This is a genomic window from Actinomadura rupiterrae (assembly GCF_024172125.1).
GTDB classification, from domain to species: Bacteria; Actinomycetota; Actinomycetes; order Streptosporangiales; family Streptosporangiaceae; genus Spirillospora; species Spirillospora rupiterrae.
In genome coordinates, this window is the sequence record NZ_JAMZEA010000002.1 from 696120 (window position 1) to 722777 (window position 26658).

The 26658-nt window shown below is 73.2% G+C and carries 23 protein-coding genes; 18 read left to right on the top strand and 5 right to left on the bottom strand.

The features are described 5' to 3' along the window. Window positions 1-11: 11 nt before the first annotated feature. Together FHU30_RS07750 and FHU30_RS07755 are read right to left on the bottom strand one after the other, a co-directional pair. Entirely contained in the window at window positions 12-857 is an 846-nt protein-coding gene (locus FHU30_RS07750) for an ABC transporter permease (protein WP_253873437.1), read from the bottom strand. After that, entirely contained in the window at window positions 854-1738 is an 885-nt protein-coding gene (locus FHU30_RS07755; protein ID WP_253873439.1) for an ABC transporter permease, read from the bottom strand. Before FHU30_RS07755 ends, FHU30_RS07750 begins: the two co-directional genes overlap by 4 nt. A 756-nt stretch (window positions 1739-2494) precedes the next feature. Here FHU30_RS07755 and FHU30_RS45880 point away from each other — a divergent pair. The 12 genes from FHU30_RS45880 to FHU30_RS07825 all read left to right on the top strand — a co-directional run bounded on the left by FHU30_RS45880 (window position 2495) and on the right by FHU30_RS07825 (window position 17002). Continuing rightward, entirely contained in the window at window positions 2495-6109 is a 3615-nt protein-coding gene (locus FHU30_RS45880; RefSeq protein WP_308211228.1) for a nitrate- and nitrite sensing domain-containing protein, read from the top strand. Further along, complete coding sequence (locus tag FHU30_RS07775) at window positions 6106-6555, top strand: roadblock/LC7 domain-containing protein (RefSeq protein ID WP_253873441.1); 450 nt, start codon at window positions 6106-6108, stop codon at window positions 6553-6555. Before FHU30_RS45880 ends, FHU30_RS07775 begins: the two co-directional genes overlap by 4 nt. Window positions 6556-6582: 27 nt before the next feature. Further along, window positions 6583-7104, top strand: a complete 522-nt coding sequence (locus tag FHU30_RS07780; protein ID WP_253873442.1) for a DUF742 domain-containing protein — start codon at window positions 6583-6585, stop codon at window positions 7102-7104. Window positions 7105-7144: 40 nt separating this feature from the next. Beyond that, window positions 7145-7693, top strand: a complete 549-nt coding sequence (locus FHU30_RS07785; protein ID WP_253873901.1) for a GTP-binding protein — start codon at window positions 7145-7147, stop codon at window positions 7691-7693. Window positions 7694-8108: 415 nt separating this feature from the next. Next, window positions 8109-8909 (top strand): SGNH/GDSL hydrolase family protein, encoded by an 801-nt coding sequence (locus tag FHU30_RS07790; RefSeq protein WP_253873444.1) that lies wholly within the window; start codon window positions 8109-8111, stop codon window positions 8907-8909. 65 nt (window positions 8910-8974) lie between these two features. Next, window positions 8975-12514 (top strand): AAA family ATPase, encoded by a 3540-nt coding sequence (locus FHU30_RS07795; RefSeq protein ID WP_253873446.1) that lies wholly within the window; start codon window positions 8975-8977, stop codon window positions 12512-12514. Window positions 12515-12789: 275 nt separating this feature from the next. Next, window positions 12790-13842, top strand: coding sequence for an LCP family protein (locus FHU30_RS07800; protein WP_253873448.1), 1053 nt, complete (start codon window positions 12790-12792; stop codon window positions 13840-13842). A gap of 185 nt (window positions 13843-14027) precedes the next feature. Next, entirely contained in the window at window positions 14028-14318 is a 291-nt protein-coding gene (locus tag FHU30_RS07805; RefSeq protein WP_253873450.1) for a hypothetical protein, read from the top strand. 144 nt (window positions 14319-14462) lie between these two features. Further along, window positions 14463-14618, top strand: a complete 156-nt coding sequence (locus FHU30_RS07810; RefSeq protein ID WP_170026506.1) for a hypothetical protein — start codon at window positions 14463-14465, stop codon at window positions 14616-14618. 434 nt (window positions 14619-15052) lie between these two features. Continuing rightward, on the top strand, window positions 15053-15208 hold the full coding sequence (locus FHU30_RS07815) for a hypothetical protein (RefSeq protein WP_253873452.1): 156 nt from the start codon (window positions 15053-15055) through the stop codon (window positions 15206-15208). Window positions 15209-15381: 173 nt separating this feature from the next. Next, window positions 15382-15873, top strand: coding sequence for a glutathione peroxidase (locus tag FHU30_RS07820; protein ID WP_253873454.1), 492 nt, complete (start codon window positions 15382-15384; stop codon window positions 15871-15873). A 229-nt stretch (window positions 15874-16102) separates the two neighbouring features. Beyond that, complete coding sequence (locus tag FHU30_RS07825; protein WP_253873456.1) at window positions 16103-17002, top strand: oxidoreductase; 900 nt, start codon at window positions 16103-16105, stop codon at window positions 17000-17002. Window positions 17003-17013: 11 nt separating this feature from the next. Here FHU30_RS07825 and FHU30_RS07830 read toward each other — a convergent pair whose 3' ends face one another. Then, on the bottom strand, window positions 17014-17616 hold the full coding sequence (locus FHU30_RS07830; protein ID WP_253873458.1) for a TetR/AcrR family transcriptional regulator: 603 nt from the start codon (window positions 17614-17616) through the stop codon (window positions 17014-17016). Window positions 17617-17719: 103 nt separating this feature from the next. Here FHU30_RS07830 and FHU30_RS07835 point away from each other — a divergent pair, with 103 nt between their 5' ends. Together FHU30_RS07835 and FHU30_RS07840 are read left to right on the top strand one after the other, a co-directional pair. Then, on the top strand, window positions 17720-18775 hold the full coding sequence (locus FHU30_RS07835) for an FtsX-like permease family protein (RefSeq protein WP_253873460.1): 1056 nt from the start codon (window positions 17720-17722) through the stop codon (window positions 18773-18775). Then, a complete protein-coding gene (locus FHU30_RS07840) occupies window positions 18772-19428 on the top strand; it encodes an ABC transporter ATP-binding protein (protein ID WP_253873462.1) in 657 nt (218 codons plus the stop codon). The genes FHU30_RS07835 and FHU30_RS07840 overlap by 4 nt, the downstream gene beginning before the upstream one ends. Window positions 19429-19451: 23 nt before the next feature. Here FHU30_RS07840 and FHU30_RS07845 read toward each other — a convergent pair whose 3' ends face one another. Both FHU30_RS07845 and FHU30_RS07850 read right to left on the bottom strand, forming a co-directional pair. Beyond that, window positions 19452-20003, bottom strand: coding sequence for a methylated-DNA--[protein]-cysteine S-methyltransferase (locus FHU30_RS07845; protein ID WP_253873464.1), 552 nt, complete (start codon window positions 20001-20003; stop codon window positions 19452-19454). Window positions 20004-20099: 96 nt separating this feature from the next. Beyond that, window positions 20100-21332 (bottom strand): LeuA family protein, encoded by a 1233-nt coding sequence (locus FHU30_RS07850; protein ID WP_253873466.1) that lies wholly within the window; start codon window positions 21330-21332, stop codon window positions 20100-20102. 73 nt (window positions 21333-21405) lie between these two features. On the opposite strand from FHU30_RS07850, the gene FHU30_RS45885 reads away from it, so the two are divergent. The 4 genes from FHU30_RS45885 to FHU30_RS07880 all read left to right on the top strand — a co-directional run bounded on the left by FHU30_RS45885 (window position 21406) and on the right by FHU30_RS07880 (window position 26132). After that, window positions 21406-23067: a citrate/2-methylcitrate synthase gene (locus tag FHU30_RS45885; RefSeq protein WP_308211229.1), complete on the top strand. Its 1662-nt coding sequence runs from the start codon at window positions 21406-21408 to the stop codon at window positions 23065-23067. 76 nt (window positions 23068-23143) lie between these two features. Next, a complete protein-coding gene (locus FHU30_RS07870) occupies window positions 23144-23509 on the top strand; it encodes a hypothetical protein (RefSeq protein WP_253873468.1) in 366 nt (121 codons plus the stop codon). 143 nt (window positions 23510-23652) lie between these two features. Next, window positions 23653-23979 (top strand): DUF3817 domain-containing protein, encoded by a 327-nt coding sequence (locus FHU30_RS45890; RefSeq protein ID WP_308211230.1) that lies wholly within the window; start codon window positions 23653-23655, stop codon window positions 23977-23979. Between the two features lie 1151 nt (window positions 23980-25130). Beyond that, entirely contained in the window at window positions 25131-26132 is a 1002-nt protein-coding gene (locus FHU30_RS07880) for a bifunctional helix-turn-helix transcriptional regulator/GNAT family N-acetyltransferase (RefSeq protein ID WP_253873469.1), read from the top strand. Window positions 26133-26658: the final 526 nt, after the last annotated feature.

Sequence of the window (26658 nt, forward strand, 5' to 3'; positions counted from 1 at the left end):
CGCGCGGCGGCTCAGATCTCGACGCGGCGGGCGGCCAGGTGCCAGGCCAGCGCGCGCCGCTCGACGGCGGTGAGCACCGCGTTGAGGACGTACCCGAGAACGCCGAGCAGCACCACGACCGCCCACACCGTGGGCAGGTCGCTGCGGGACTGCGCGTCGCTCAGCTCGAAGCCGAGGCCGTCCCGGGTGCCGGGCAGCAGCTCGGAGAAGACCATCAGGATCAGCGACAGCGACAGCGACAGCCGCAGCCCGGCGAAGATCTTCGGCAGTGCGGACGGGACGATCAGCTTCCGCAGCCGCGCGAGCGGCGACAGCCGGAACACCCGCGCCGACTCGACCTGCAGCGGGTCCACGGTGCGGGCGCCGTCGGCGGTGTTGATGAGGACCGGCCACACCGCGCTGAACACGATGGAGGTGACCTGCATCGTCGAGCCGAGGTGCATCAGCACCATGAACAGCGGGACGATCGCGGGCGGGGGGATCGCGCGGGCGAACTGGAACACCGGGTCCACGTAGGCGTACACCCGCTCCGACCGTCCGAGCAGCATCCCGAGCAGCACGCCGACCAGCGCCGACAGCGCGAACGCGACGGCCATCCGGCCGAGGCTCGGCAGGATGTTGCCGGTGGCCTCCTTGGTGAGGAAGGCCCGGTCCGCCCCGGCGGAGAACCACATGTGGTACATCCGCTGAACGATCTTCGACGGCGGCGGGAAGAACGCGTCGTGCATCGCGCGCGTGCCCCACTCCCAGGCGCCGGCGGCGAGCACGAACACCAGCCACCGGTCGAGGACGGAGCGGAGCGCGCGCCAGGCGAGGCCGCGGGGGCGTCCCGGACGCCCGGTCGCTACGGCGCTCATTTGCCGACCCCCCGGAAGTGCCAGTGGAACAGCCGCTTCTCGCCGAGCACCAGCAGGACGTTCACCAGCAGGCCCAGGCAGCCCGCCCAGACCGTCCCGGCGAGGACGTCCTTGGTGCCGCCCAGCGCGATCGCGGCCTGGCCGATGAAGTTGCCGAGGCCCTCGCCGAACCCGGAGAGCACCTCGGTGCCGACCGCGAGGATCAGCGCGATCGAGGCGGCCAGCCGGATGCCGGTGTAGATGAACGGCGCGGCGGCGGGCAGCACCGCGCGCCAGAGCACCGACAGCGGCCCGAAGCCGAACGCGCGCAGCGTCTCCTTGGCGAGCGGGTCGACGTCGCGCAGCCCGTAGAGGGTGTTGAACAGCAGCGGCCACACCGCGGCGTAGACGATCAGCGTGACCTTCATCTCCAGGCCCGCGCCGAGGATCAGGCCGACCAGCGGGATCAGCGCCACCGACGGGATCGGCCGCAGGAACTCCACGATCGCGCGCGCCGCGGTGTTCACGATCGGCACGGTGCCGAACAGCAGGCCCAGCGGCACGGCGATCAGGACGGCCAGCAGCATGCCCAGCCCCCAGGCCTCCAGCGTCGCCTTCAGCTGGACGAACACGAAGTCGTGGTCGCCCGCCAGGCCCGCCGCGCGGGAGAGCACCTTGGACGCGGGCGGGAACTCGTCCTCGCTCGCCAGGTGCGCGCGGCCGAGCGCCTCCAGGGCGCCGACCGTGGCGAGGACGCCGACGGTTCCGCGGACGAGCCGGCCGCGGCGGGTCATCCCGCCGGATCCGGCGGAGCGGGCGCGGGCGCCGCGGCGCCGGGCCGCGGTCGCGGGGGGTGCGGTGGCCGCGGTGTCGGACGAGGAGAGATCGGAGGCGGTGGTCACCGGTCCGCCGTCCTCGCCGAGACGGCCGCACAAGACGGTCCGGCTACGCGTTCGACCGGCGCGGCGCCCCTTTTCGTGGCGGCCGCGCTGGTGCCAGGGCCGGTTCCGGCGTTATCACGCCTCGACCGATTCATCTCGTTCCTTCGGTACTTGGAGGGGGCGGCGGGCGGTGCGGCCAGGGGGGTGGTCACCGGCGCCGTGTGCCGATCCAGCTGGTTCTACTTGATCGACAGCGGTCGGACCATATCGCAAGAAGGGGCGTATCGGCGCAATCCACTTGCACTTCGAACAATTGTTCGATGACGTGTTCCGGTGAGTGGAAAAAGGATGCGGAAATGTGACCGTAAAGCGGTTCGGGATCGGCCTTCCCGGCGGCTGGGATCGGGCTGCCGCATGCCTCCGGGTGAGAGCGCCGGGACGGTGCGGTTTCTACTCCGAGTAGCGGCACCGGGGCGCTCGGTGTGGGCCCGTTCGGGTTGTTTGTCCGTGGACACCGAGTGACAAATCAGACATAGCGCGCACGTTCTGCGAGGTCAGCGGCCAAAGATCACCAAGTTGCGCATCTCTTTGCGGCGTTTCCCCTAATGTGCTGCAATGTCGGGCGCAGCGGAGGGCGTCCCGCGGTGGCGCGTGTCCGGACCATGGACAGGCAGGCGCCCCGCTCGTCGGTCTCGTCCGCCACGCGGCGCCAGGACCCCGGCGTCCGCGGAGGGGCGGCCGTGAACGGCACAGTTAGCGAGAGGGTGTAAACGCCAAGTGCGCAATCGAGCGGGCGATCCGGCACCGGAGGCCCTGCCGGACGAAGGCTCCCGGGCCGGAGGCTCCCGAGCCGTGCCCGGCGACCGTCCCGTGTCCGGGGACCGGACCGAGCCGGGGGCGGCTCCAGAGAACCCGGCGGGCGCCCAGGGCGCCCCGGCCGCGGACGGCCGTCGCGGGGGCAGCAGGCTCCGGCCGTCGAACTGGCGCGTGCCGGTCCGGCTGGTCGCGCTGATCCTCATCCCCACCGCCGTCGCGGTCGTGCTGGGCGGGCTGCGCGTCCTCAGCGCCGACCAGGACGCCAAGGACTACGCCAAGGTCGAGCGGATGGCCCGCCTCGGCGGCAGCGTCACCGACCTCATCCACGAGCTCGGCACCGAGCGCGACCTGTCCGCCGGCTACATCGCCGCCGGACGGCCCGCCGCCGCCAAGCCGCCCATCGACCAGCAGTACGCCAGGGTCGACCGGGTCGCCGCCGAGGTCCGCCGCCGCGTCGACACGGTCGTGTCGTCCGACGGCGACACCGAGGTGCGCGCGCTGGTCACCCGGCTCGACGGCCTGGCCGCGCTGCGCCAGCTCACCCAGGCGCGGGTGCCCGCCGACACGGTGACCACCAAGTACAGCGAGATGCTCGGCGAGGTCATCGGCTACCTCGACGACATCTCCTCCGCGACCAACGACGCCGCGCTCACCTCCGACACCCGCGCGCTCGCCGCGCTCAGCCGCGCCGCCGAGCAGGCGTCCCGGCAGCGCGCCGTGCTGCTCGCGGGCGCCAACACCGGCCGGCTCGACACCGACGGCCTGCGCAACCTGCTCGACGGCCGCGCGCAGATGGACGGCGACCTCGCCAACTTCCGCACCGCGGCCCGGCTGCCCCAGCGCCAGCTGTACGACGACACCGTCACCGGCCCCGACGTCGACCGCGCCGCCGAGTTCCGCGAGCGGGCGCTGACCGAGAGCCTGCGCGGCTCGCGGCTGCGCCTGGTCAAGGGCGGCAACGACGGCGAGGAATGGCGCAAGGCCATGACCGGCACCGTCGACAAGATGTACTCGGTGCAGCGCAGCATGGTGGACGGCCTCATCACCGTCGCCGGGCAGCGCAAGAGCGACGCCCAGCGCTCGGTGATGGTCCAGGGCGCGGTCGTCGCCGGCGTCCTCATCCTGGTCCTGCTGTTCACCTTCGGCGTCGCCCGCTCGCTGGTCCGGCCGCTGCGCCGGCTGAAGGACGGCGCGCTGGAGATCGCCGGCACCCGGCTGCCCGGCCTGGTCGACCGGCTCCGCGACCCGGAGGCCGCCGCCCAGGGCATCGAGGTCGAGCCGATCGACGTCGACTCCACCGACGAGATCGGCCAGGTCGCCCGCGCGTTCGACGAGGTCCACCGCGAGGCGGTCCGGCTGGCGGCCGACGAGGCCGTCCTGCGAGGCAACATCAACGCGATGTTCGTCAACCTGTCGCGCCGCAGCCAGACCCTCATCGAGCGCCAGCTGCAGCTCATCGAGGAGCTGGAGCAGAGCGAGCGCGACGAGGAGCAGCTGGCGAACCTGTTCCGCCTGGACCACCTCGCGACCCGCATGCGCCGCAACAACGAGAACCTGCTGGTCCTCGGCGGCCAGGACCAGGCCCGCCGGTGGAACCGGCCCGTCCCGTTCATCGACGTCGTGCGCGCCTCCCTGTCGGAGGTCGAGCAGTACGAGCGGGTCGAGGTCCGGGTGCACGGCGACATGACCGTCGCCGGCCCCGTCGTCAACGACCTCGTCCACCTGCTCGCCGAGCTGGTCGAGAACGCCACCGTCTTCTCCGACGGGCGCACCCGCGTCACCGTCTCGGGCCAGCGGCTCAGCGGCGGCGGCGCGATGCTCCAGATCACCGACAACGGCGTGGGCATGACCGCCGAGGAGCTCGACCAGGCCAACTGGCGGCTCGCGAACCCGCCGGTCATCGACTTCTCCGCGGCCCGCCGCATGGGCCTGTTCGTGGTCGGCCGCCTCGCCATCCGGCACGGCATCCGGGTCGAGCTGCGCGCCGCGCAGGGCGGCGGCCTCACCGCGTTCGTCATGCTGCCCGACCACGTCGTCAGCCCGGCCGACAACGCCGGCGTCGGCACCCGCGGCGGCGGCACGGCCCAGCTGGAGAGCGGCGCCGTTCCGGCGCTCGCCGCCCCGGCGGTGGCCGAGGACCGCCCCGGCTTCGACGACTACCCGGGCGCCGCGCAGCAGAGCGGCGCCTACCCCGGCGCCCCGGGCGCGCCCGGCGCGCCCGCGCCGCGGTTCGGCGAGAACGGCGGCCGCTTCGACGGCGGCCGCGGCCGCCGCATCGGCGACACCGGACCGCAGCCGGTCTTCGGCGGCACCGGCGAGCAGCGCGACCTCGGCTACGCGGGCGGCGGCTACGGCGCCGACGACCGCATGGACACCCGCGCGGACGGCCTGCACGACGGCCCCGCCGCACGTCCGGCCATGCCGCGCGCCGACCAGGACGACCCGTCCCGCAGCAGCTCCACCGGCCTGCCGGTGCGCCGCCCCGGCGCGCAGCTGCCCGGCGTGGGCACCCCGTCCGACAACGTCTTCCAGCCCACCGAGCGGACGGGGCAAGACCCGCGCGCCTCGGTGGCGCCCCGCACGTCCGGCTCGTGGCCCGCGTCCGGCCGCGACGACTCGTCCTACCAGGAGCCGTCCTACCAGGACGGGCCCCAGCCCGACCGCACGCTCGCGGACCGGTCCGCCCCCGCGGACCGGACCCCCGCCGCCGAGCCGTACGCCGGAGACCCCGGCACCACGGCACCGCTGCCGCAGCGTTCCGAGACGCCCGAGCCGGCCCCGGCCCGCCGCGCGTTCTCCTGGGACACCGGCCCCGTCAGCGCCATCCCGGAGGAAACGAACATCCCGGAGGACGCCATTCCGGAGCAGACGAACCGGCCGCCGACACCGACCAGGCCGCGTCCCGAGGACGTGCCCGTGGCCTCGCAGGCCGGGCCGCCCCCCGCCGCACCGCCCGCCCCTCCGGCCCGCGCCCCGCGCCCGGCCGAGACCGGGCCGCCCGCCGCCCCCGACCAGCCGCCCGGACGCCCCGTCCGCTCGCCGATCTTCGAGGCGATGCAGTCGGAGTGGTTCCAGCGCGGCTCCGGCCAGTCCGCCGACCCCGTCAAGGGCTGGGCGTCCCCGGGCGACGAGGGCTTCCAGGCCGTCGAGGCGCTGCGCGAGCCGGTCGCGGACAAGCAGACCCGCGCCGGGCTGCCCAAGCGGGTGCCCGGACGCAACCGGGTCCCCGGCACCGTCGGCGCGCGCAACGGCAACGGCGCGCAGCCCGCCCCGGCGAACGGCGTCAACGGTGTGAACGGAGCGCCCGGCGCCGCCCCGGCGCAGGCCCCCGGCGGGCTGCCGGGCCCCGGCGGGCTGCCGGGCCAGGCCGCCGGCCCCGCCCGGCCGGCCGCCGGACCGCCCGCCGACACCGTGCGGAACCGGTTCGCGAGCCTGCAGCGCGGCGTCCAGCGCGGCCGTACCGAGACCCGAGGCGGGACCCCCGACCTGCCCGGTGGGGGCGACCCCGCGGACGGCGGCACTAGTGGTGAAGATCCGTCGCACAGGAGCGGCGGAGAGACAGGAGGCACGCGGTGAGCGGGCAGGATCTCAACTGGTTGGTGACGAACTTCGCGGACCGTGTCCCGAAGGTCGCGCACGCCGTGGTGGTCTCCTCCGACGGACTGCCGATGGCGTACTCGGCCGGGTTCCCGCCCGAGCGCGCCGACCAGCTGTCGGCGATCGCCTCGGGGCTGATGAGCCTCACCCAGGGCGCGGCGAAGATCTTCGACGCGGGCGGGGTGAACCAGACCGTGGTCGAGATGGACCGCGGGCTGCTGTTCGTGATGTCCATCGCCAACGGCTCGGTGTTCGCCGTGCTGGCCGCGCCGGACTGCGACCTCGGCCTGGTGGCCTACGAGATGACACTGCTCGTCGAGCGCGTCGGCCGGGTCCTGACCCCGGCGCTGCGCAACGCCGAGCAGCAGCCCCCCTACGCCGGACCTCCCGTGTCGGGCATGGGCGCCGGCCCCGCCCGGTACTAGCGGACCCTGAACACGGAGGTCGGTGCGATGGATCAAGGTGGTTCCTTCGGTCCCGGACCGGGCGGCGGCCCGCCGGGCGGCTGGCACGGTGACGTCCCCCAGGGCGGACGCGGCGGGCACAGCGGCGGCTACCCGGCACACGGGCAGCAGCCGCCCCTCGGCCCGGGCCGCGCGCCCGGCGGCGGGCGGCACGGCGCGGACCCGGGCGGCGAGTCCAGCTCGCTCGTCCGCCCGTACGCGGTCACCGGCGGCCGCACCCGGCCCCGGTACGACCTCGCGATCGAGGCGATGGTGACCGCCGCGCCGCACCCGCCGCGCGACATCTCCTCGCTGACCCCGGAGTACCGGGCGATCATGGACATCTGCCGGACGGCGCGTTCGGTGGCCGAGGTGTCGGCGCTGCTGCGGCTGCCGCTCGGCGTCGCCCGCGTCCTCGTCGCCGACATGGCCCTGGAGGGCCTGCTGCGGCTGCACCAGTCCCGCCCCGCGGGCGCGCAGCCGGACATCAGACTGCTTGAGAGGGTTCTGAGTGGGCTTCGGAAGCTATGACCAGCCGTCGGCTGCGGCCGCGCCCGGGGACGGGCCGGAGCTGACCTCGGTCAAGATCGTCGTCGGCGGCGGCTTCGGCGTCGGCAAGACCACGTTCGTCGGCTCGGTGTCGGAGATCATGCCGCTCACCACCGAGGCCGTCATGACCGCCGCCAGCGCGGACGTGGACGACCTGTCGGCCGTGCCCGACAAGACGACCACCACCGTCGCGATGGACTTCGGCCGCGTGTCGCTCGACAGCGAGCTGATCCTGTACCTGTTCGGCACCCCGGGCCAGCACCGCTTCTGGTTCATGTGGGACGACCTGGTCAAGGGCGCCATCGGCGCCGTCGTCCTCGTCGACACCCGCCGGCTCGCCGACTGCTTCGCCGCCGTCGACTACTTCGAGGAACTGGGCCTCCCGTTCGTCGTCGGCGTCAACGGCTTCCACGGCGAGTTCCAGTACGCGGTCGAGGACATCCGCGAGGCCCTCTCGGTCAGCGCGCACGTCCCCATCGTCGAGTGCGACGCCCGCAACCGGGAGTCCACCAAGGCCGTCCTCATCACGCTGGTGCAGCACGCGCTATCTATGGTGAGCCCTGCTCACTGAGATGTAGTTGCGTGGCCTCGCCTAGGGGCTCGGCCACGCAACTACATCTCTGTGCGAACGCTGCATCGCTTCGCGATCAACCGCGTGGGGGGACTCGCCTTCGGCGTCGTCCCCCCACGCGGTTGTTAACGCGTTCGCGTGCGGGTCGGGGTTGGTGCGTGGCCGCGGTCGCTGGGGTGTCGTCATGGTTTGGCGGGCGGGTTGCGGTTGTTGGGGGCTTGGCTTTTTGCGGCTCGCCTTCGGCCTTGCGCCTGGGCTCGCTCGCCTTCGGCTTCGCATCGGGGCCGGCTCGCTCGCCTTCGGCTTTGCTTTGCTTACGGTGTGTCCGGTGGTGGTCACTACGGTCGCGTAGGCATATGTGCATCATGCATCATTAGTGGTGCGAACGATGGACGGACCTGTACGAGGAACGGCGATGAACGAGGCGGGGCAGCAGGGGCGGATCGGCACGTTCGTGGCGATCGGGGACAGCTTCACGGAGGGGCTGAACGATCCGGTTCCCGGCGAGGACGATGTGTTCCGGGGGTGGGCCGATCGGGTCGCGGAGCACATCGCGGCGCATAATCCGGAGCTGCGTTACGCCAACCTCGCGGTGCGGGGGAAGCTGCTGCGGCAGATCGTCGAGTTGCAGGTGCCTGCGGCTGTTGAGCTGAAGCCGGATCTCATCACGTTCTGTGCGGGTGGCAATGACATCATCCGGCCTGGTGGGGATCCGGATGCGCTCGCGGTGGAGTTTGATGAAGCTGTTCGGACGTTGCGGGGGACCGGTGCGCGGGTCGTGCTCTTCACCGGGTTTGATACCCGTGGGCTTCGGTCTGGGCGGCGGATTCGGGGGAAGGCCGCTACGTACAACATGCACCTGCGGGCCATTGCCGACCGGCGCGGTTGCGATGTCGTGGATCTGTGGTCGCTGATGCCGGTGTTCAACGATCCGCGTGCCTGGTACGAGGATCGGCTCCATCTGTCGGTGGAAGGGCATCGGCGGCTGGCGTTGCGGGTGGCCGAGGTGCTGGGCGTGCCCGCCGAGGGGGACTGGCGCGAGCCCTGGCCGCCGCAGGATGCCGCGGACTGGCTCACGCTGCGCCGTGAGGACGTCCACTGGGCGCGGACCTACCTGCTGCCCTGGATCGGACGGCGGGCCACGGGACGGTCGTCCGGTGACGGGCGGTTCGCCAAGCGGCCGGAGCCTCTGCCGTTGGAGAAGCGGGCCGGCTGACGGGGCTCCGTAAGTACAGTGCTGTCGTGAACTCCCCGCGGCTTCCGGATCACCTTCAGTTGCTGTTGACCGACGAGCCCGTGCTGGACGTGTACGCGTCCGGGCCCTGGCGGGTTCCGGACGGGCTCTACAAGGAGATGCGGGAGCGCGCGGTCGCGTTCAACGCCGACGAGCGGGCCGTGGTGCTCACGCGGCGGCTCAGCGACTTCTACGGGACGGGGACGTCGGCGGCGGGGGCCGAGCTGTGGTCGCTGCTGACGTTCCTTCTGGGGGCCGGGGCGGTGCGCGCGGGGAACCGTGGGGACGTCGACTTCGAGTTGCTCGGGGACCTGCTCGCCGATCCCGAGGCTCCGGTGCGGCATCCGCTGGCGTGGTTCTCGCAGGGTGGACGGTGGCGTCCGCCCGGGCTGTGGCTGCCCGAGCCCGCGGGGGACGACCCGGAGCGCCGCACGGTCATGTTCGAGCTCGGGCGTGCCGCCCTGGACGTGCTGGCCGGGCTGGAGCCGCTGGAGAAGGGGCGGCTGGCGCTGGCGGGGCTGTTCGACCGGTTCGCGGAGCGGGCGGAGCTGCGCGATCTGGCGCTGAGCGCGCCGCGCGACCGGCTTGAGGAGGTCTGGAGCGCGGAGCTGACCGCGGACGAGCTGGCCGTCCTGCCCGAGCTGGCCGGGCCCGTCGGGTACCTGACCTGGGCGTGCGACGGGCTCGCGGCGGCGCACGAGCGGCTGGCGAACGGGGCGGAGCCGTTCGCCGTTGCTTTTGCCCGGCTGCTGGCCGCGGGCGAGATCGCGGAGGCGCCTGCCGAACTGGCGGTGGCGCTCGGAGCGGACGTCTATGGCGACGTCGCCGACCGCCTTTCCGCTGAGGCGGACGAGTTCGACCCCGAGGCGTGGCAGTTGCGGTTGCGCGGCTGGCTCGCGCGCGGGCTCGTCGCGGGTGAGGCGGACGCGTGCCGCGCGTGGCTCGACATGGCCGCGCGCGTGACCGGGGCCGTCCAGGGGCTGCCGGGCGTCGCGGTGAACCCGCGCTGCCGGTTGCCGGTCGGGCATTTCCAGGAGGATCTGCGGCGGTTGTTCGCCGTCCGGCGCGTCCCCAACGCGTTGCGCGAGACGCTCGCCGGGCATCCTGTCGGACGGCCTGCCGCGCGTGATGACGATTCATCCGTTCCTGCGGACGTCTCGCCGGTCGTGGGGCAGCCGGAACTTGTGCGGGCCATGCGCGTGGCGCTCGCCGATCGTGCGGCCGGGCGGCGGCCCGTCCGGCTGCTGATCGCCGGGCCCGAGGGGAGCGGGCGCATCGACGCCGCCGATCTCCTGGCGGAAAGCCTCGCCCGGCTTGGCGCCGTCCGCTCCGCGCTGTGGATCTCCGACCAGACGTTCGCGTCGCTGGGTGTGAGTGATGCCGTCCTGTGGCTGTCCGCGCGCGTGCGGGAGTGCGCTGAGGCGCGGCTTCTGCTCATCGTGGACGACCTGGAGCGGATCGCGTCCGCCGAACGCTGCGGGCCCGCTGCCGTCGAGGAGCTGCGCCGCCTCATCGAGCGCTCGCCCGCGCTTGATGTGGTCGCCCTGTGCCGGACGAACGGCGACCGCCGCCTGCTCGACCTCAATCCCGCGCTGGTGCGCGCGTTCGACATCGTCCGCACTCAGGAACTCAACGAGGACGGCCTGGGCGAGCTGTTCCGGCGTGCGGCGTCCAGGCGCGGCGCGGTCGCCGCTCCGGAAGTGGCGCGTGCGGCGGGCGTCCTGCTGGCGCGGACGCCTTCGCGCGGCAACCTGCGCGGCGCGCGGTTGGCCGAGCACCTCGCCGGCGAGTGCGTCGCCGCTGCCCGGGAGCGGCTTTCGAGCGACTCCCTCGATGAGGAGATCGTTCTGACGGCGGGGGACCTGCCGTCGCGGATCAGCCAAGGGGGAGCGGCCGAGACCGTGGCCGCCGATCCGGCCGTGGAGCTGGCGAGCTGCGTGGGCATCGAGCCGGTCAAGCGCGAGGTCGAGGCGCTCGTGGCGGAGGCGCGTGCGGAGCGGTTGCGGCGCGAGGCCGGGATGCCCGTCGCGTCCCGTCCGCGGCACCTCGTCTTCACCGGGAACCCGGGCACGGGCAAGAGCCGCGTGGCGCGGGCGCTCGGACGGATGTACGCCGGCCTCGGCACGCTCTCCACGGGGACGCTGGTCGAGACCGACCGCGCCGACCTGGTGGGGGAGTTCCCCGGCGAGACCGCCGGGAAGGTGCGCGCGGCCGTCGAGCGAGCGCTTGGTGGTGTCCTGCTGGTCAGGGACGTGCACGTGTTCGCGACCGCCGAGGGCGCGCGCGGGCGCGAGGCCGTGGACGTGCTGCTCTCGGCCGTCCAGTCCCATCCGGACGACCTGCTCGTCGTCCTCACCGGGCCGGAGGCCGAGCTCAACGGGCTGCTGCGGTCGCATTCGGAGCTGGCCGCGACGTTCCCGCGCGTCGTCCGCTTCCCCGACCTGACCGATGACGAGCTGGTCGAGGTGTTCGCGCGGCGCGCCGCCGAGGCCGCGTTCGCGCTCGCCGACGGCGTGCTCGCCAAGGTCAGGCGGCTCGTCCGGGCGACGCCGCGGGAGCGGGGCTTCGGCAACGCGCGGCTCATGGTCGACCTGCTCGACCGCGCCGTGGCGCTCCAGGGGCGCCGCGTCCTCGCGGACGGCGTCGTCGACGAGACCGAGTCGCTGGACGAGATCCTGCTCGCGGACGTCCCGGACTCGCTCGGCCCCGCGCGCGACGCGCTGCCCGGCGACCCGGTCGCGGCGATCGAGGCGCTGGTCGGGCTGGAGCCGGTGAAGGCCGAGGTCAGGTCGCTGCACGCCGAGGCGCGCGCGGAGCCGATGCGGCGCGATGCCGGGATGGCGCAGAGCGCCCCGACCCGGCACATGGTCTTCACCGGCAACCCCGGCACCGCGAAGACCACCGTCGCGCGGCTGATCGCGGCGGTGTACGCGCGGCTGGGGCTGCTGACGTCCGGGCACCTGGTCGAGGTCACCCGCGCGGACCTGGTCGCCGAGTACGTCGGGCAGACCGCGCCGCGGGTCCGGGCGGCGGTCGAGCGCGCCCTCGGCGGCGTCCTGTTCGTGGACGAGGCCTACACCCTCGCCGCCGCCGGTGCCGGGGGAGACCGGCAGGACTTCGGCCCCGAGGCGGTCGCCGAGCTGCTGCGGCTGATGGAGGAGCACCGCGCCGACCTGGTGGTGATCGTCGCCGGGTACGCCGAGCCGATGGAGCGGTTCCTGTCGTCCAACCCGGGCCTGCGGGACCGGTTCCCGCGGGTGCTGAGCTTCCCCGACTACTCCGAGGACGAGCTGGTCGAGATCTTCGAGTCGATGGCCGGGTCGGCCGGGTTCCGGCTCGCCGACGGGCTGCTCGGCGCCGTCCGCCGCCGGGTGGCCGCCCAGCCGCGCGGGCCGGAGTTCGGCAACGCCCGGTTCGTCCGGAACCTTCTGGACGCCGCGATCGCCCGCCAGGCCCAGCGGATCACCGCCGAGACCCCCGGCGCCGGGCTGGACGCGGCCGAGGTCGCGCTGCTGCGGCCGGAAGATCTTCCGCTTGCTCCGGCCCCCCGGCGGCGGGACGAGGACGGGCACGGGCACTACCTGTAGGCGCGCGGGTGTGTATGGTGATCCGTCCAACGGGTCGGGAAGGTACCTAATTGGGGTATCTGCCCGTCCGGGACGTCCCCGGGCGGGTGCCCGCTCGTACATAAGGCGTGCACCGGAGGTACCAGCCTTCCTCCGCGCACGTCCCATGCTGAGATGACCTGGCGGCCGCCGTAATCATGCGCCAGTGGGACGCGGTTCTCACTGGGAGTTGTCTAAGGTCTACGAACATGACCGATGGCCGGCCCGAGAGCTGGAATCGAGACAGGAGGAGCGACGTGCATCAGGGAGCACCGGTCGGGGGCCACGACCCCTACGCCGGGCCTCACGATCCGTACGCGCCCGGCCCGCCGGACGGCGGCGTCCCGCTGCGGCGGCGGCGCCGCAGGCGCTGGCCCAAGGTGCTGGGGGCGGTGTTCGTCGTCCTGGTGCTGCTGGTCGTCGGCGGCTACTTCTACCTCGACTCCCGGCTCAAGCGCGAGGACGTCCTCACCGACTACGCCGGACGCGTCGCCGACACGCCCGGCACGAACTGGCTGATCGTCGGCTCCGACAGCCGCGAGGGGCTCAGCCGCGACCAGGAGAACGACCTCGCCACCGGGCACGCCGAGGGCCGCCGCACCGACTCGATGATGCTGCTGCACTACGGCTCCGGCGGGACGTCCCTGATCAGCCTGCCGCGCGACTCCTACGTCCCGATCCCCGGGCACGGCTCGAACAAGCTGAACGCCTCGTTCGCCTTCGGCGGGCCGAAGCTGCTCGTCCAGACCGTCGAGATGGCGACCCGCGTGCACATCGACCACTACGCCGAGATCGGCTTCGGCGGGTTCGTCGGCGTCGTGGACGCCATCGGCGGTGTGAAGATCTGCGTCAAGGAGCGCATGAAGGACCCGAAGGCGGGCCTCGACCTGCAGCCCGGCTGCCAGAACCTCAACGGCAAGCAAGCGCTCGGCTACGTCCGCACCCGCAAGTTCGCCCGCGCCGACCTGGAGCGCGTCGAGCACCAGCGGCAGTTCTTCGGCGCCCTCATGAAGAAGGCGACCAGCCCGGGTGTCATGCTCAACCCGTTCGACAGCATCCCGCTGGCCCTGCACGCCACCAGCAACTTCCGCGTCGACAACAACGACCACCTGTACGACCTGATCCGGATGATGTGGGCCATGCGCGGCGTCACCGGCGGCGACGGCGTCACCACGACGATCCCGATCGGCGGCACCGGAAGCAGCGCGTCCGCCGGTTCCTACATCACGTGGGACAAGACCCGCTCCGGCCAGCTCTTCGACGCCCTGCGCCAGGACAAGCCGATCCCGCAGAACGTCATCACCAAGTAGCCGTCTCCGCAGAGGCCACGTCCCGCAGCCGCGCGCGACGTGGCCTCCGCGCGTGATGGTGCGCGTGCGTGGCCTGTGCGCGTGGTGCGGCGCGTGCGTGGCCTCTGCGCGGGCGGGATGCGCGGCCTGGGCTCTGCGCGTGGGCCGGGCGGCCATCGGGCGTGTTGGACGGATAGAGTCGGCGCATGTCCGACGAGAAGGCCGTCGCCGCCGACCTGGACTCGCTGTCCACCGCGGAGCTGCACGACCGGGCCGTGAAGCACGCCCGCGACCACCACGACCTGCGCTTCCTGTGGGAGCTGCTGCGGACGATCCCGGCCGCCGCCGCGTCCCTGGGGGAGGGCGAGCGCGCCGAGTACGACATGATGCACAGCCTCTCGCTGCTGGAGGAAGCCCTGCACGCCGGCGAGGGCGAGCTGGGCCAGGCGCTCCGCCCGGTCTACATCGACTACCTGACCAAGCACGGCGGCAAGTAGCGGCAGCGGCCTGTAACCGGGCCTGTAACCGGGCCGGTAACGGGGGCCCAGGGGTCTGACCTGGTCTTTACGTTGCGTTGAGGCACCGGCGCCCGCCATGGGGCATTACTCTGAGTAGTAGCTTCAGTGCAGAGGGTGGGGGCCGTGAACAAGAAGCATCTCAAGCTCGCCGCGATCGCATTCGTGGTCTGGTACGTCGTCAGCAGGCCGGAGGGCGCGGCCAACCTGGTGAACAGCGCCCTCGGCGGTCTCGGAAGCGCGGCGGAGTCGCTGTCGCAGTTCGTCAGTGCCATCCCTTAGCCGACCCGGCGGCGGCGTCCTGTAGCGGGGGCGCTCGCCAAGCCCCGTACCCACAAGGTGCGGGGCTGTTTTCACGTCCGGGCCGGGGTGCGGCGGCTGGTCGTGCCATGCGGGGCGGGGCGGTCGCGCCGCGCGCGGCGGGCGTTTGCGCGGGGTGGGGCGCGCGGGGCGGACGGGTCCGCAGGGTTTCTTGAACGGGGCGGGGGCGCGGCCGCGGCCGGGACGGCGTCTTTCCGAGCCCGGTTCCGCGTCCGGTTTCGTCGCCGAGCCGCAGGTGGGACGCGGTTTCGCCTACGGGGTAAGGGATCTCGCGCACTCGCGGACGAGCGCCGACGGCATCATGACAGTAAAATCCCGCGTAGCGGCCAGCCGCAGACGGGCACAATTGGTTCGGGTCAGTGTGTCGCTGCGCTACTACAGGGACGGCGTTCGGGATGAAGAAGAACCTCCGCTACGTGGCCATCGCCTTTGTCATCTTCTACCTGCTGAGTTCACCCACCGCTGCGGCCCATGTGGTCAACAACGCGTTCACCCAGCTCGGACGGGCGGGCACGCAACTCTCCTCGTTCGTGAACGCGCTCGGCACCTGACGGACCCGGGCCCGTCCCGCCGTCCGCGCGGGCGGGACGGGCGCCATGGCCGTCCGGCGGTACCGTGCCGCTTCGCGCGGCTCGGAGTGCAGCCGTTCGGTGAGGAGTCCGTAGCGGTGCCGCTACGGCTCCCGATGCGGGCGTCCCGGCGGAGTTCGTCCTAGGATCACCCCATGTCTGTCTTCGACGTAGAGATCGACGGTCTGCGGGGCGGCTCCGCGGACCTGGGGCAATACCGGGGCAAGGCCGTCCTCGTGGTCAACGTCGCCTCCAAGTGCGGCCTCACCCCGCAGTACGCGGGGCTGGAGCGGCTCCAGGAGCGCTACGCCGGGCGCGGTTTCACCGTCCTCGGCGTCCCGTGCAACCAGTTCATGGGGCAGGAGCCGGGCACCGCCGAGGAGATCGAGCAGTTCTGCTCCACCACCTACGGCGTGACCTTCCCGATGACCGAGAAGATCGAGGTCAACGGCGATGGCCGGCACCCGCTGTACGGGCAGCTGGTGGACGTCGCCGACGCGGAGGGCCACACCGGCGACATCCGCTGGAACTTCGAGAAGTTCCTGATCGCCCCGGACGGTTCGGTCGCCGCCCGGTTCTCCCCGCAGACCGAGCCCGAGTCGGACGAACTCGTCTCCGCAATCGAGAAGACGCTTCCCGCGTCCTGACCGCCTCCGCCGCCCGCGGCGCGGGCCCTCCGGCCCGTGCCCCAGGCGGCCCCACCAGCACGAACGCCGATCCGTCCCGATCGCCGGGCGGTTCGTCCGCCGGTCCGGGGCGTCGCGTGTGTCACCTTGTCGCTGTTCGACGGCACGTCTAACTTGAGGTCCGTCAGCACGTCTCACCGAGTTCCGCCGGTCGCCCGAGGGGCCCGCCGGACAACAGCGGAGGTGCACCATGGGCGGCTGGACCGCGGCCGACATTCCGGACCTGCACGGCAAGAGCACCGTCGTGACCGGCGCGAACAGCGGGCTGGGCTACCACACCGCGCTCCAGCTGGCGCGGCACGGCGCGTCCGTCACCCTGGCGTGCCGCAGCACCGAGCGCGGCCGGACCGCGCTGGACCGGATCCGCGCCGCCGTCCCGGACGCGGACCTCGCGCTCGCCCCGCTCGACCTCGCCGACCTCGCGTCCGTGCGCGAGTTCGCGCGGCGCTGGGCGGACGACCCGCTCGACATCCTGGTCAACAACGCCGGCGTGATGGCGCTGCCGAAGCGCACCACCGCCGAGGGCCACGAGATGCAGTTCGGCACCAACCACCTCGGCCACTTCGCGCTGACCGGCCTGCTGCTCCCCGCCCTGCGCGGCGCCCCCGCGCCCCGCGTCGTCACCGTGACCAGCGCGTTCGCATGGTCGGGACGCATCCGTTTCGACGACCTCCAGGGCGAGGGCGGCTACCGCCCGTGGCTCGCCTACGCCCAGTCCAAGCTCGCGAACCTGCTGTTCACCAAGGAGCTGGCCCGCCGCGTCCCGGACGTGACCAGCGTCGCCGCGCACCCCGGCTTCGCGTCCACCAACCTCCAGGCCGCCGGCCCGCGCATGGCCGGCCGCGCCCTCGCCGAGCGCGTGGCGACGCTCGGCAACGCCGTCCTCGCCCAGTCCGGCGCGATGGGCGCCCTGCCCTCCCTGTACGCGGCGGTCGTCCCGGACGTCGAGTCCGGCGCCTGCTACGGCCCGCGCTTCTTCCAGTACCGCGGCACCCCCACCAAGGTCACCACACCACCCCAGGCCGCCAACCTCCAGACCGCCCGCCGCCTCTGGGAAGAATCCGAAAAACTAACCGGCGTCACCTACTAACCACCCCCCTCCTACGGGCGGGGTTGGGCGGGCTTGGGTGGGGTTAGGCCGTGGACGGCTTGGGCCACGGCGGTGTCGACGACGGTCGCGGCGGACGCGGGGGTGCGGGTGGCGAGGGCGGCGGCCGCGTCCACGATGCCCTGGACGAGCCCGGCGCGCAGTTCGGGATCGGGGAGTCCGGCGTCCTTCAGGGCGTCCACGAGCGGGCGCAGGAGCTGGGCGTGGCCTTCGCGGATGCGCTCGCGGGCCGGTTCGGCGAGGGCGTGCTCGACGAGCTGGACGGCGGCGGCGTGCCGGCCGTCCGTCATCACTTCGAGCTGGGCGCGGACGTAGGCCTCGACCTTGCCGACCAGGTCGGGCGGGCCGGTGAGGGCCTGCTCGACGAGCGCGGCCCAGCGCGGCAGCTCCTCCTCGACGATCGCGGCGACCAGGTCGTCCTTGGAGCGGAAGTACTCGTAGAGGCTCGGCCGCGACAGCCCGACGCGCCGGGCGAGCGCGGCGAGGGAGAGCGCCTCGATGCCCTCCTCGGCGACGAGCGCGCGCGCCGCGTCGAGCAGGGTGCGCAGCTGCCGGGCGCGGTGCTCGGCGACGGTGGGCTCGCTGATTCTTGGCACGCCGCCATTCTACGTTTTCCGACGTGGTGTCGATAAGTTGGCGTTCCGACGCGGCGTAGGTATCTTTGCCTACGTCGCGTCGGAAACGTCGGAAGAGCTGGGAGTGATCGTCGTGTGGTTCCTCGCGTGGCGGGAGATCAGGCACGGCCGGGTGCGGTTCGGGCTGACCGCGCTGCTCGTGGGGCTCGTCGCGTTCCTGGTCTTCATGCTGACCGGGCTCGCGGTCGGCCTCGGCGACGCCGGGGTGTCCGGCCTGCGGCGGCTCCCCGCGGACGTCGTCGTGTACGCGGCGGGCTCGGAGAAGACCCTTTCGCGCAGTTCGCTCCCGGCGGCCGACGGAGCGCGGATCGCGGCGGTCCCCGGCGTGTCGTCCGTCCAGCCGATCGGCCAGACGATGGCGCAGGCGAAGGGTCCCGGCGCGTCCCTGCCGGTCGCGCTGATGGGCGTCGAGCCGTCCGCGCCGTTCGCCGCGCCCGGGCTCGGCCGCGGCGGCATCGTGCTGGACCGGACGCTGGAGGGCAAAGCGCGGCCGGGGGACGTCCTGACCGTCCAGCCCGGGGGAGTGCGGCTGACCGTCGCCGGGTTCGCCGATCTCGGGTCGCTCCAGCACACGGCCGTCGCGCAGGTGCCGCTGGACGAGTGGCGGCGCGTCCAGCCGTCCGCCGTCGGCGCGTACCTGGTCACGACGTCCGGGGACGCGCGCGGCATCTCCGCCGCCGTCCCCGGCACGGACGCCGTGACCAAGTCCGAGGCGGTCGAGGCCGTGCCCGGCTACAGCGCCGAGACCGGCACGCTCAACCTGATCCGCGGCTTCCTGCTCGCGGTCACCGCGCTGCTCACCGGCACCGTCTTCTGGATCTTCACGATGCAGAAGGAGCCGAGCCTCGCCGTCCTGCGCGCCACCGGCGCCCGCGCCCGGCTGCTCGTCGGCTCCTACCTCGTGCAGGTCGCGCTGACGACCGTCCTCGGCGTCGCGGTCGGCCTCGCGTTCGTCGCGGGGATCGGCGCCGCCATGCCGGCCGGGACGTTCTCGCTGCCCGGCGGATCGGCCGCCCTCTCAGCGGTCCTGCTCGGCGCGCTCGCGCTCGGCTCGTCCGCCGCGTCCTTGCGCCGCCTGCTGACCGTCGACCCGCTGCTCTCCCTGGGAAGGAACGCATGAGCACGCCCCTGGAACTGCGCGGCGTCCGGCACTCGTACGGGGACGTCGAGGTGCTGCACGGCGTCGACCTCGTCCTCAAGCCCGGTGAGGTGACCGCGCTGCTCGGGCCGAGCGGGTCCGGCAAGACGACGCTGCTGGCCGTCGCGGGCGGGCTGCTGCGCCCGACGTCCGGGCACGTCTCGGTCTTCGGCGAGGACATCGCGGGCCTCCGCCTGGACCGCGTCGCCCGCCGCGTCGCGTTCATCCTCCAGGCGGGCTCCCTGATCCCGTACCTGACCGTCGAGGAGAACCTGCTCGCCCGCCGCGTCGTCGCCGGATACAAGATCACCCGAGCCGACCGGGCCCGCGCCGCGGACCTGCTCGGCGCGGTCGACCTGGCCGCGAAGTCGCACCGCCACCCGGACGAGCTCTCCGGCGGCGAGCGCCAGCGCGCCTGCGTGGCCCAGGCCCTCTACACCGGCGCGCCCGTCCTCCTGGCGGACGAACCGACCGCCAGCCTCGATCGCGTCCGGGGCCGCGCCGTGATGCGGCTGCTCGCCGACCACGCCCGTAATACGTCCGCGTCCGTCCTCATAGCCACCCACGACGAACGCGCCCTGGACCTGGTCGACCGAACCCGCTCCATAGAGGACGGCCGCCTACTCACCCCTTGACCACACGGCGCTGGCGCTTGGGGTCAGAGGGCGGCGGGGCCGTCTTCGAGGGACCAGTCGAGCGTCGCGGGGAGCGAGCCCTCCATGGTGAGGAGCCAGCGCTTCACCTCGATGCCGCTGCCGCCGCTGTAGCCGCCGATCCCGTTGGACGCGACGACGCGGTGGCACGGGACGATGATCGGGATCGGGTTGGACCCCATGACCTGGCCGATCGCCTGCGCGTTCACGCCGGACTCGGACCGCTCGCCGAGCGTGCCGTAGGTGATCGTCTCGCCCCAGCGGACCCGGTCGTACAGCGTCCCGAGGACCTTGCGCTGCAGCGGGTTGGTCAGCCGCCAGTCGATCGGCACCTCGAACGCGTGCGGGTCGCCGCCGAAGAACAGCTTCAGTTGCGCGAGCGCCTCGCCCGTGCGGTCCGGGTCGTCCACTGTGGGAAGCCCGATCTGGGTGGCCGTCCGCGCGCGGGTGCCGGCGTTGTCGCGCCAGGTGAGGCTGGCGATACCGGTCTCGGTCATGGCCACCAGCAGGCGCCCGAGTGCCGTGTCGAGCGACCCGAACGCCAGAGTTTCGGACATCTGTCCCCTCCCGCTCAATCCCGGCGGCCCACGCTACGCCCTGCCACCGACACTTCGTGGCCCGCGCCCGTGAGAGGACGCGGGCCGCGAGGCGGGTTAGACGTACGCGGGGAAGAGGAGGGCCAGCTCGGCGGGGTAGGCGGCGATGAGGCGGAGCTCGTCGTCGGTCAGCGGGCGGCCGGTCATCGCGTTGCACAGCTGGACGAGCTGGAACGCCAGCTCCGGGTCGGACGGCTCGACGCCCAGCTCGTCCATGACGTGCCGGAAGCCGGAGCGGCCGCCGTACTCGCCGGTGAGGACGACGCGTCCGCGGCGGGCGTGCAGGTCGTCCGGGAACGGGCCGAGCGTGCTCTCGTCGAACAGCTCGTAGTTGCCGTGGTCCTTCAGGGCGCCGTCGGCGTGGATGCCGGACTCGTGCGCGAACGCGTTGATCCCCGCGCCGACCTGGTTGTAGGGGAGCGGCTGGTTGAACGCGTAGCTCGCCCAGAGCGCGAAGCGCCGCGCCCAGGACAGGTCGAGCGCGTCGCCGATCTCGGCGTCCACGCCGAAGGCGTGCTCGAACGCGAGGATCGTGGACAGCAGGTCGGCGTTCCCGGCGCGCTCGCCGATGCCGTTCACGCACGTGTTGACCCAGGCGTCCTGCCCGGCCTCAAGGTCGCCCAGCGCGCCGGACACCGAGTTCGCGACGGCCATCCCGAGGTCGTTGTGGCAGTGCGTCTCGACCGGCATCTCGATCACGGCGGCGAGCTTGGCGAAGCGCTCGCGGATCCGGCCGGGGCTGTCGCCGCCGATCGTGTCGCAGTAGCGGACGCGGTCGGCGCCCGCCTCCTTGGCGGCCAGCGCGAACTCGTGCAGGAAGCCGTCGTCGGTGCGCGAGCCGTCCTCGGCGTTCACGCCGACGGTCTCGACCCCGCCCGCCTTGGCCGCCCGGACCGCCGCCTGCGCCTCCCTGATGATGGACGCGCGGTCCAGCTTCCCGCGGAACTTGTTCGCGATCATGTAGTCGGACGTCGAGATCGACAGGTTCATGTGCCGCAGGCCGCGGCCGGACGGCGACCGCACCTCCAGCGCCTTCTCCACGTCCGCCGCGACGCCCCGGCACCAGCCGGACAGCCGCAGGTCCCCGAACGCCCCCGCCTCCGCCAGCGCCAGCTGCGCCCGGACGTAGGGGACCTCGTGGAACAGGAACGGGAACCCGATCTCCGACTGCGCCACGCCGAGCCGGCCCAGGTACAGGTTGACCATCGTCTTGCCGAACTTCGAGAGCCCGGTCCGCGCGGTCTGGACGCCGTCGCGGTTGGTGACGTCCAGGAAGTGAATCTGAGGCATGCGCTCAGATTGACAGCCGAATCCATATGTATCAATATTGACCAAAATCAATGTCGATACCGGAGGAGCGCAGGTGGGCGAGTGGATCGACGCGGCCGCGGCCGCGGAACGCCTCGGTGTGAAACCCGCCACGCTGTACGCCTACGTGAGCCGGGGCGTCCTGCGCCGCCGCCGGGACGACTCGGGCCGCCGCTCGCTCTTCGACAGCGACCAGGTCGAGGAGCTCGCCCGCAGGGGCAAGCCGCGCCGCCCGCCCGGCCCGTCCGAGCTGGCCATCGAGTCGGCCGTCACCGCCCTCGGCCCGGACCGCCCCTACTACCGGGGGCGGGACGTGCTGAAGCTCGCGTCCGCCTACCCCTTCGAGTCCGTTGCCGAGTGGCTCTGGACCGGCGACCCGTCCACCCTCGGCCCCGCCGCGACGTGGCGCGCGTCCGAAGACGGCCTCCGAGCGGCCCGCGCCGCCCAGTCCGGCCTCCCGGACGACCTCCTCCCCCTCGACCGCCTCCAAGTGATCACCACCGCCCTGGCCGCCACCGACCCCCTCCGCCTCCACACCGACCCGGAAGGCCTCCAATCCACCGCCCGCACCTTGATCGCCGGCCTGGTAGACGCCCTCCCACCCGCCGCGCCCACCTCGCCGCCCACGCACCCCCCACACCCCGCCGAGCCCGACACCCCACACGGCCCCACCCCCGCCGCGCTCGGCATCAGCCCCGCCGCGCCCGGCCCCGCCGCCTTGAACGCCCCGGACCCCATCCCGCACGGTCCAAGCCCCGCCACGCACCGCGCCGACCCCACCGCGCCCGGCTCGGCCTCCACCCCGCATGGCGCCAGATACGCCACGTCCGTCTCGGGCCCCGCCGGCAGTGCAGGCCCCGCGGACGGCTCAGGCCCCGCCGCGCGGGGCGCCGACTCAGTCGCGCATGGCTCTGGCTCTGCGGCGCATGCCTCGGGTCCCGCCGAGGTCTCGGGCCCCGCCGACAGCGCGGGCCCTGCGGATGGCGCGAGCCTTGCGGACGGCGCGGGTCCTGCGGATGGCGCGGGGCCTGGGGAAGGCGTGGGCCCTGCGGACGGCGGCTCGGGTCTCGGCCGTCGCGATGGGATCGCGGGGCGGTTGTGGGGGGCGCTGTCCTCGGACGAGCCGACACCCGGGCTCCTGCGCGCGTTCGAGGCGGCGATGGTGCTGCTCGCTGATCACGAGCTGGCGGCGTCCACGCTTGCGGCGCGGGTTGCGGCGTCCGTCCGGGCGGATCCGTACGCCGTGGTCACGGCGGGTCTCGGCGTGCTGGGCGGTCCGCTCCATGGCGGCGCGTCCTATGCGGCGGAACGCCTGTTCGCCGAAGCAGCCGAGCCTGACCAGGTGGCCCGAGCGATCGGCGACAGGCTGCGGGCGGGGGAGCGCATCCCCGGTTTCGGGCATTCGGTCTACAAGTCCGGGGACGCCCGGGGGACGGCCCTGCTCGCCCTCATCCGGGACGCGGCGCCCGATCATCCGCGTGTCGCCGTCGCGGACGCCGTCCTCGCCGAGGCGAAGCGCCGCCGACTCCCCGCGCCCAACATCGACTTCTCGCTCGCCCTGCTGGGCGGCGTCGCCGGGCTCGTCCCCGGTGCGGGAGAGGCCCTGTTCGCCGTCGCGCGCGTCGCGGGCTGGCTCGCCCACGCGCTGGAGGAGTACCAGGGACACGCCCCGCTCCGTCCCCGCGCCGTCTACGTCGGCCCGCCCCTCGAACGCTGACCGCCGCTCCAGCCGGGACGTTGCGGTTGAGTGGGGGCCTGCACGGGCTCGGGAGAGGCGGGGGTACGCTCATGACGTGCGAAGGTTCTTCACCCCCGGTTGGATCGGGCTCCATGCGACGGCGGTCGTGCTGTTCGCGGCGTTCCTCGGGTTCGGATGGTGGCAGTTCGCCCGGGCGGAGGCGGGCAACGACCGCAGCTGGGCCTACACCTTCGAGTGGCCGATCTTCGCCATCTTCGTCGTGGTGATGTGGGTCAAGATGATCCGGGACGAGCTGACCGGCGAGGAGTCGATCCCGCGCGGTCCCGAGGTGATCGAGGAACCCGCCGAGAGGGCGGTCACCCGCGAGATCATCAAGCGGCAGGAGACCGAGGACCCCGAGCTCGCCGCCTACAACCGCTACCTGGCCCGGCTCAACACGCAGACCGGCCGCCGCGACTAGGCCCGCGTGGACGGAACGGTACCGTATCGTCCATACGAACTCCCGAGGACGCCGCGGACCCGATTGTTCCGATGGACGGGACGGGACCGTAGCGTCCTGTCGAACGTGACGCGCCGCGTGGCGCGCTGAGAGAGGTGTGACTCGTGGAAGCGGCCATCAAGCGGTACCGGATCATGGCGCTGATCGTCGGCGTGATGCTGCTGATCCTGGTCTTCGTCGCCGTTCCGCTGCGCTACATCTGGGACAAGCCGGGCGCGTCGGCGGTCATCTCCCCCACCCACGGCATCCTGTACATGGTGTACCTGGTGACGGCGTTCGACCTGTACCGCCGGGCCGGCTGGCAGCTGCAGAAGATGGTTCTCATGGTGGCGGCGGGCCTGGTCCCCTTCCTCGCCTTCTACGTCGAACACCGCATCGTCCGCGAAGCCCGCGCCGACCTAGCCCGCACCCCCACCCCCGCCGAAGCCTAACCCGCCCCACCGCCCGCCCCCAGCCCTGCCCCACGCAGGCGCCCCCAGCGTGCCCTTGCCGCGCGCCACCGGACATGCCCCCGCGCGTGACCCGCGCGAGCGCCGTCCGAGCATGCCCCCACGCCCCCGACCCCCAGCACGGCCTACGCGTGCACCCCGTCCCCGACCTGGCGCACGCCGCCCAGCATGACGTGCGGGCGCGCTACTGGGAGCGACCCGCGTGAGCGCCACGCGGGAGTGACTAGCCCGTGTACTACCCGGCCGCGTTCTGCGTGTGCCGCCCGGTCGTGCCACCGGGCGTGTCCTGCCTGAGCGCCGCCAGGGCGCTACCTTCGCACGCGCCGCCCGGTCATGACCTTCGCGCGCGGCGCCAGGCAAAACGCTGCGGGCGTGCCGCCGGGCGTGACGGGCGCGTGCACCGCCGGACGTGGCCTGCGCGTACGCCACCCGGGCCAGGGCCTGCGGGCGCCGCCAGGCGTGACCTGCGTGAGTGCAGTCTGGGTGCCATCTCCGCACGTCGCTCGGGCATGTCCTTCGCGCGCGGCGGCTGGCAAGGTGCTGCGGGTGCACCACCGGGGGTGGTCTGCGAGAGTGCCGCGCGGGCGTGACCTGCGCTTGCGGCACCGCCCCGTGCCCTGCGCAAGCGTCGCGCGGGCGTTACCTTCGGGCGCCTTGCCCCGGTATGACCTTCGCGTGCGGGAGCTGGCCGGGCGTGCGTGTACGCCGTGCGGCGTGACCTGTGGGCGCGCCACCGATAGCGGCCTGCGCGAGTCCCGTGTGGGTGTGACCCGCGCGTGCGCCTGGCATGACTTGCGTGGTGCGCCACCGAGCGTGACCTGCGCGTGCACCACCGAGCGTGACCTGCGCGTGCACCACCCCGCCGTGATCTGCGCGCTGCCCAGGGCATGGCCTGCGGGCGTGCCACTGGGCGTGACCTGCGCAAGCGCCATCCGGGCGTGATCTGCGCGCTGGCCGGGCATGATCTTTGCGCGGGCTACGGGGCGTGACCTGTGCGGGCGTTGGTGGGGCTGGGGTTGGGGACGGTGCCAGGGCTGAGGGCGGTGGGGGTGAGAGGCGTGAATGCTGGACGGTTGGGGTTGCTTCGGCTTATTGTTTGACTCCGTCAAACAAAGTGGCGAGGGGGTTCGTCCATGCCGGTGCCTGCCCATGACGTCGCGACCGTCCGGGATTTCAACCGCTTCTACACGCGCGTCCTCGGCCTGCTCGGCGACGGCCACGTCCGGACGCCGTACTCGCTCACCGAGGCGCGCGTGGTCTTCGAGCTGGCCCAGCGCGCCGAGACCGAGGTGCTCGCGCTGCGCCGCGCGCTCGACCTGGACGCCGGATACCTCAGCCGGATGCTCGCCCGCTTCGAGAGCGACGGCTTGGTCCAGCGGGAGCGCTCGGCGGACGACGCGCGCCGCCAGGTCGTCCGACTCACGGCGCGTGGGCGCGAGATGTTCGCGCTCCTGGACGAGCGGTCCGCCGCGCAGATCCGGACCCTCCTGGACGGCCTGACCAGCGATGACCGCGACCGGCTGGTCGGCGCGATGCGCACCGTCCGCGAACTCCTGGACGATGCCGAAGCGTCCGCCTCCGGACCGTCCGGCAAGGTGGTACTGCGCCCGCTCGGCCCGGGCGACCTGGGGTGGGTCGTCCAGCGCAACGGGGAGCTGTACGCGTCCGAATGCGGTTGGGACCGCAGCTACGAGGCGCTCGTCGCCCGCGTCGTCGCCGAGTACTCCGAGCAGCACGACCCCGCGTGCGAGAACGCCTGGATCGCCGAGCTCGACGGCCGGCGCGTGGGCAGCGTCTTCTGCGTCCGCCGGGACGCCTCGACCGCGCAGCTCCGGCTCCTGATCGTTGAGCCCGACACGCGCGGCGCGGGGATCGGCGGCCTGCTCGTGGACGAGTGCGTCCGCTTCGCCGCCGGGTGCGGTTACGAACGCATGGTCCTCTGGACGACGGCCCTCCAGGAACCTGCCCGGCGCATCTACGCCCGCGCCGGTTTCGAACTCGTCGACAAGGAACCCCCGTCCGAACGCTTCGGCGACACCGTCCACGGCGAAACCTGGTCCCTGACCTTGAAACAGGCCCCAGGCTCCCACGGTCCGGGCGCACAAGCCTCGGACGTCCAGGCGACAGGCGCCTAGGTCACTGGCCTCCAGGACGCGGGTGCGCAGGCCACGAACGTCCAGGCCGCGGGTGGGCGAGATGCGGGCGCCTAGGCTGCGAGCGCCCAAGGCTCGGGTGAGCAAGCCGCGGGCGCGCCAGCCCCGAGCGCCCAGGCTCTCGGCGTCCAGTGCACCGGCGCGCGAGCCCCGGGTGCGCAGGCCGCGGGCGTCCACGCGATGGACGCCAAGGGCGTGGGCGTTCAGGCCGCAGGCGGGCAAGCCTTGGTCGCGTAAGCTCCGAGCGCCTAGGCCACCGGGCTCAAGCCGCGGGTGCGCAGGCCGCGGGCGTCCAGTGCACGGGCGCGCGAGCCGCGGGTGCGCGGGCCGCGGGCGTCCAAAGCCGCGCGCTCAAGCCGCGGGTGCGAGGGCGACGGGCGTCCAGGCCGCAGGCGGGCAAGCCTTGGTCGCGTAAGCTCCGAGCGCCTAGGCCACCGGGCTCAAGCCGCGGGTGCGCGGACCGCGGGCGTCCGGTTCACGGGCGCGCGAGCCTTGGGTACGCAAGCCC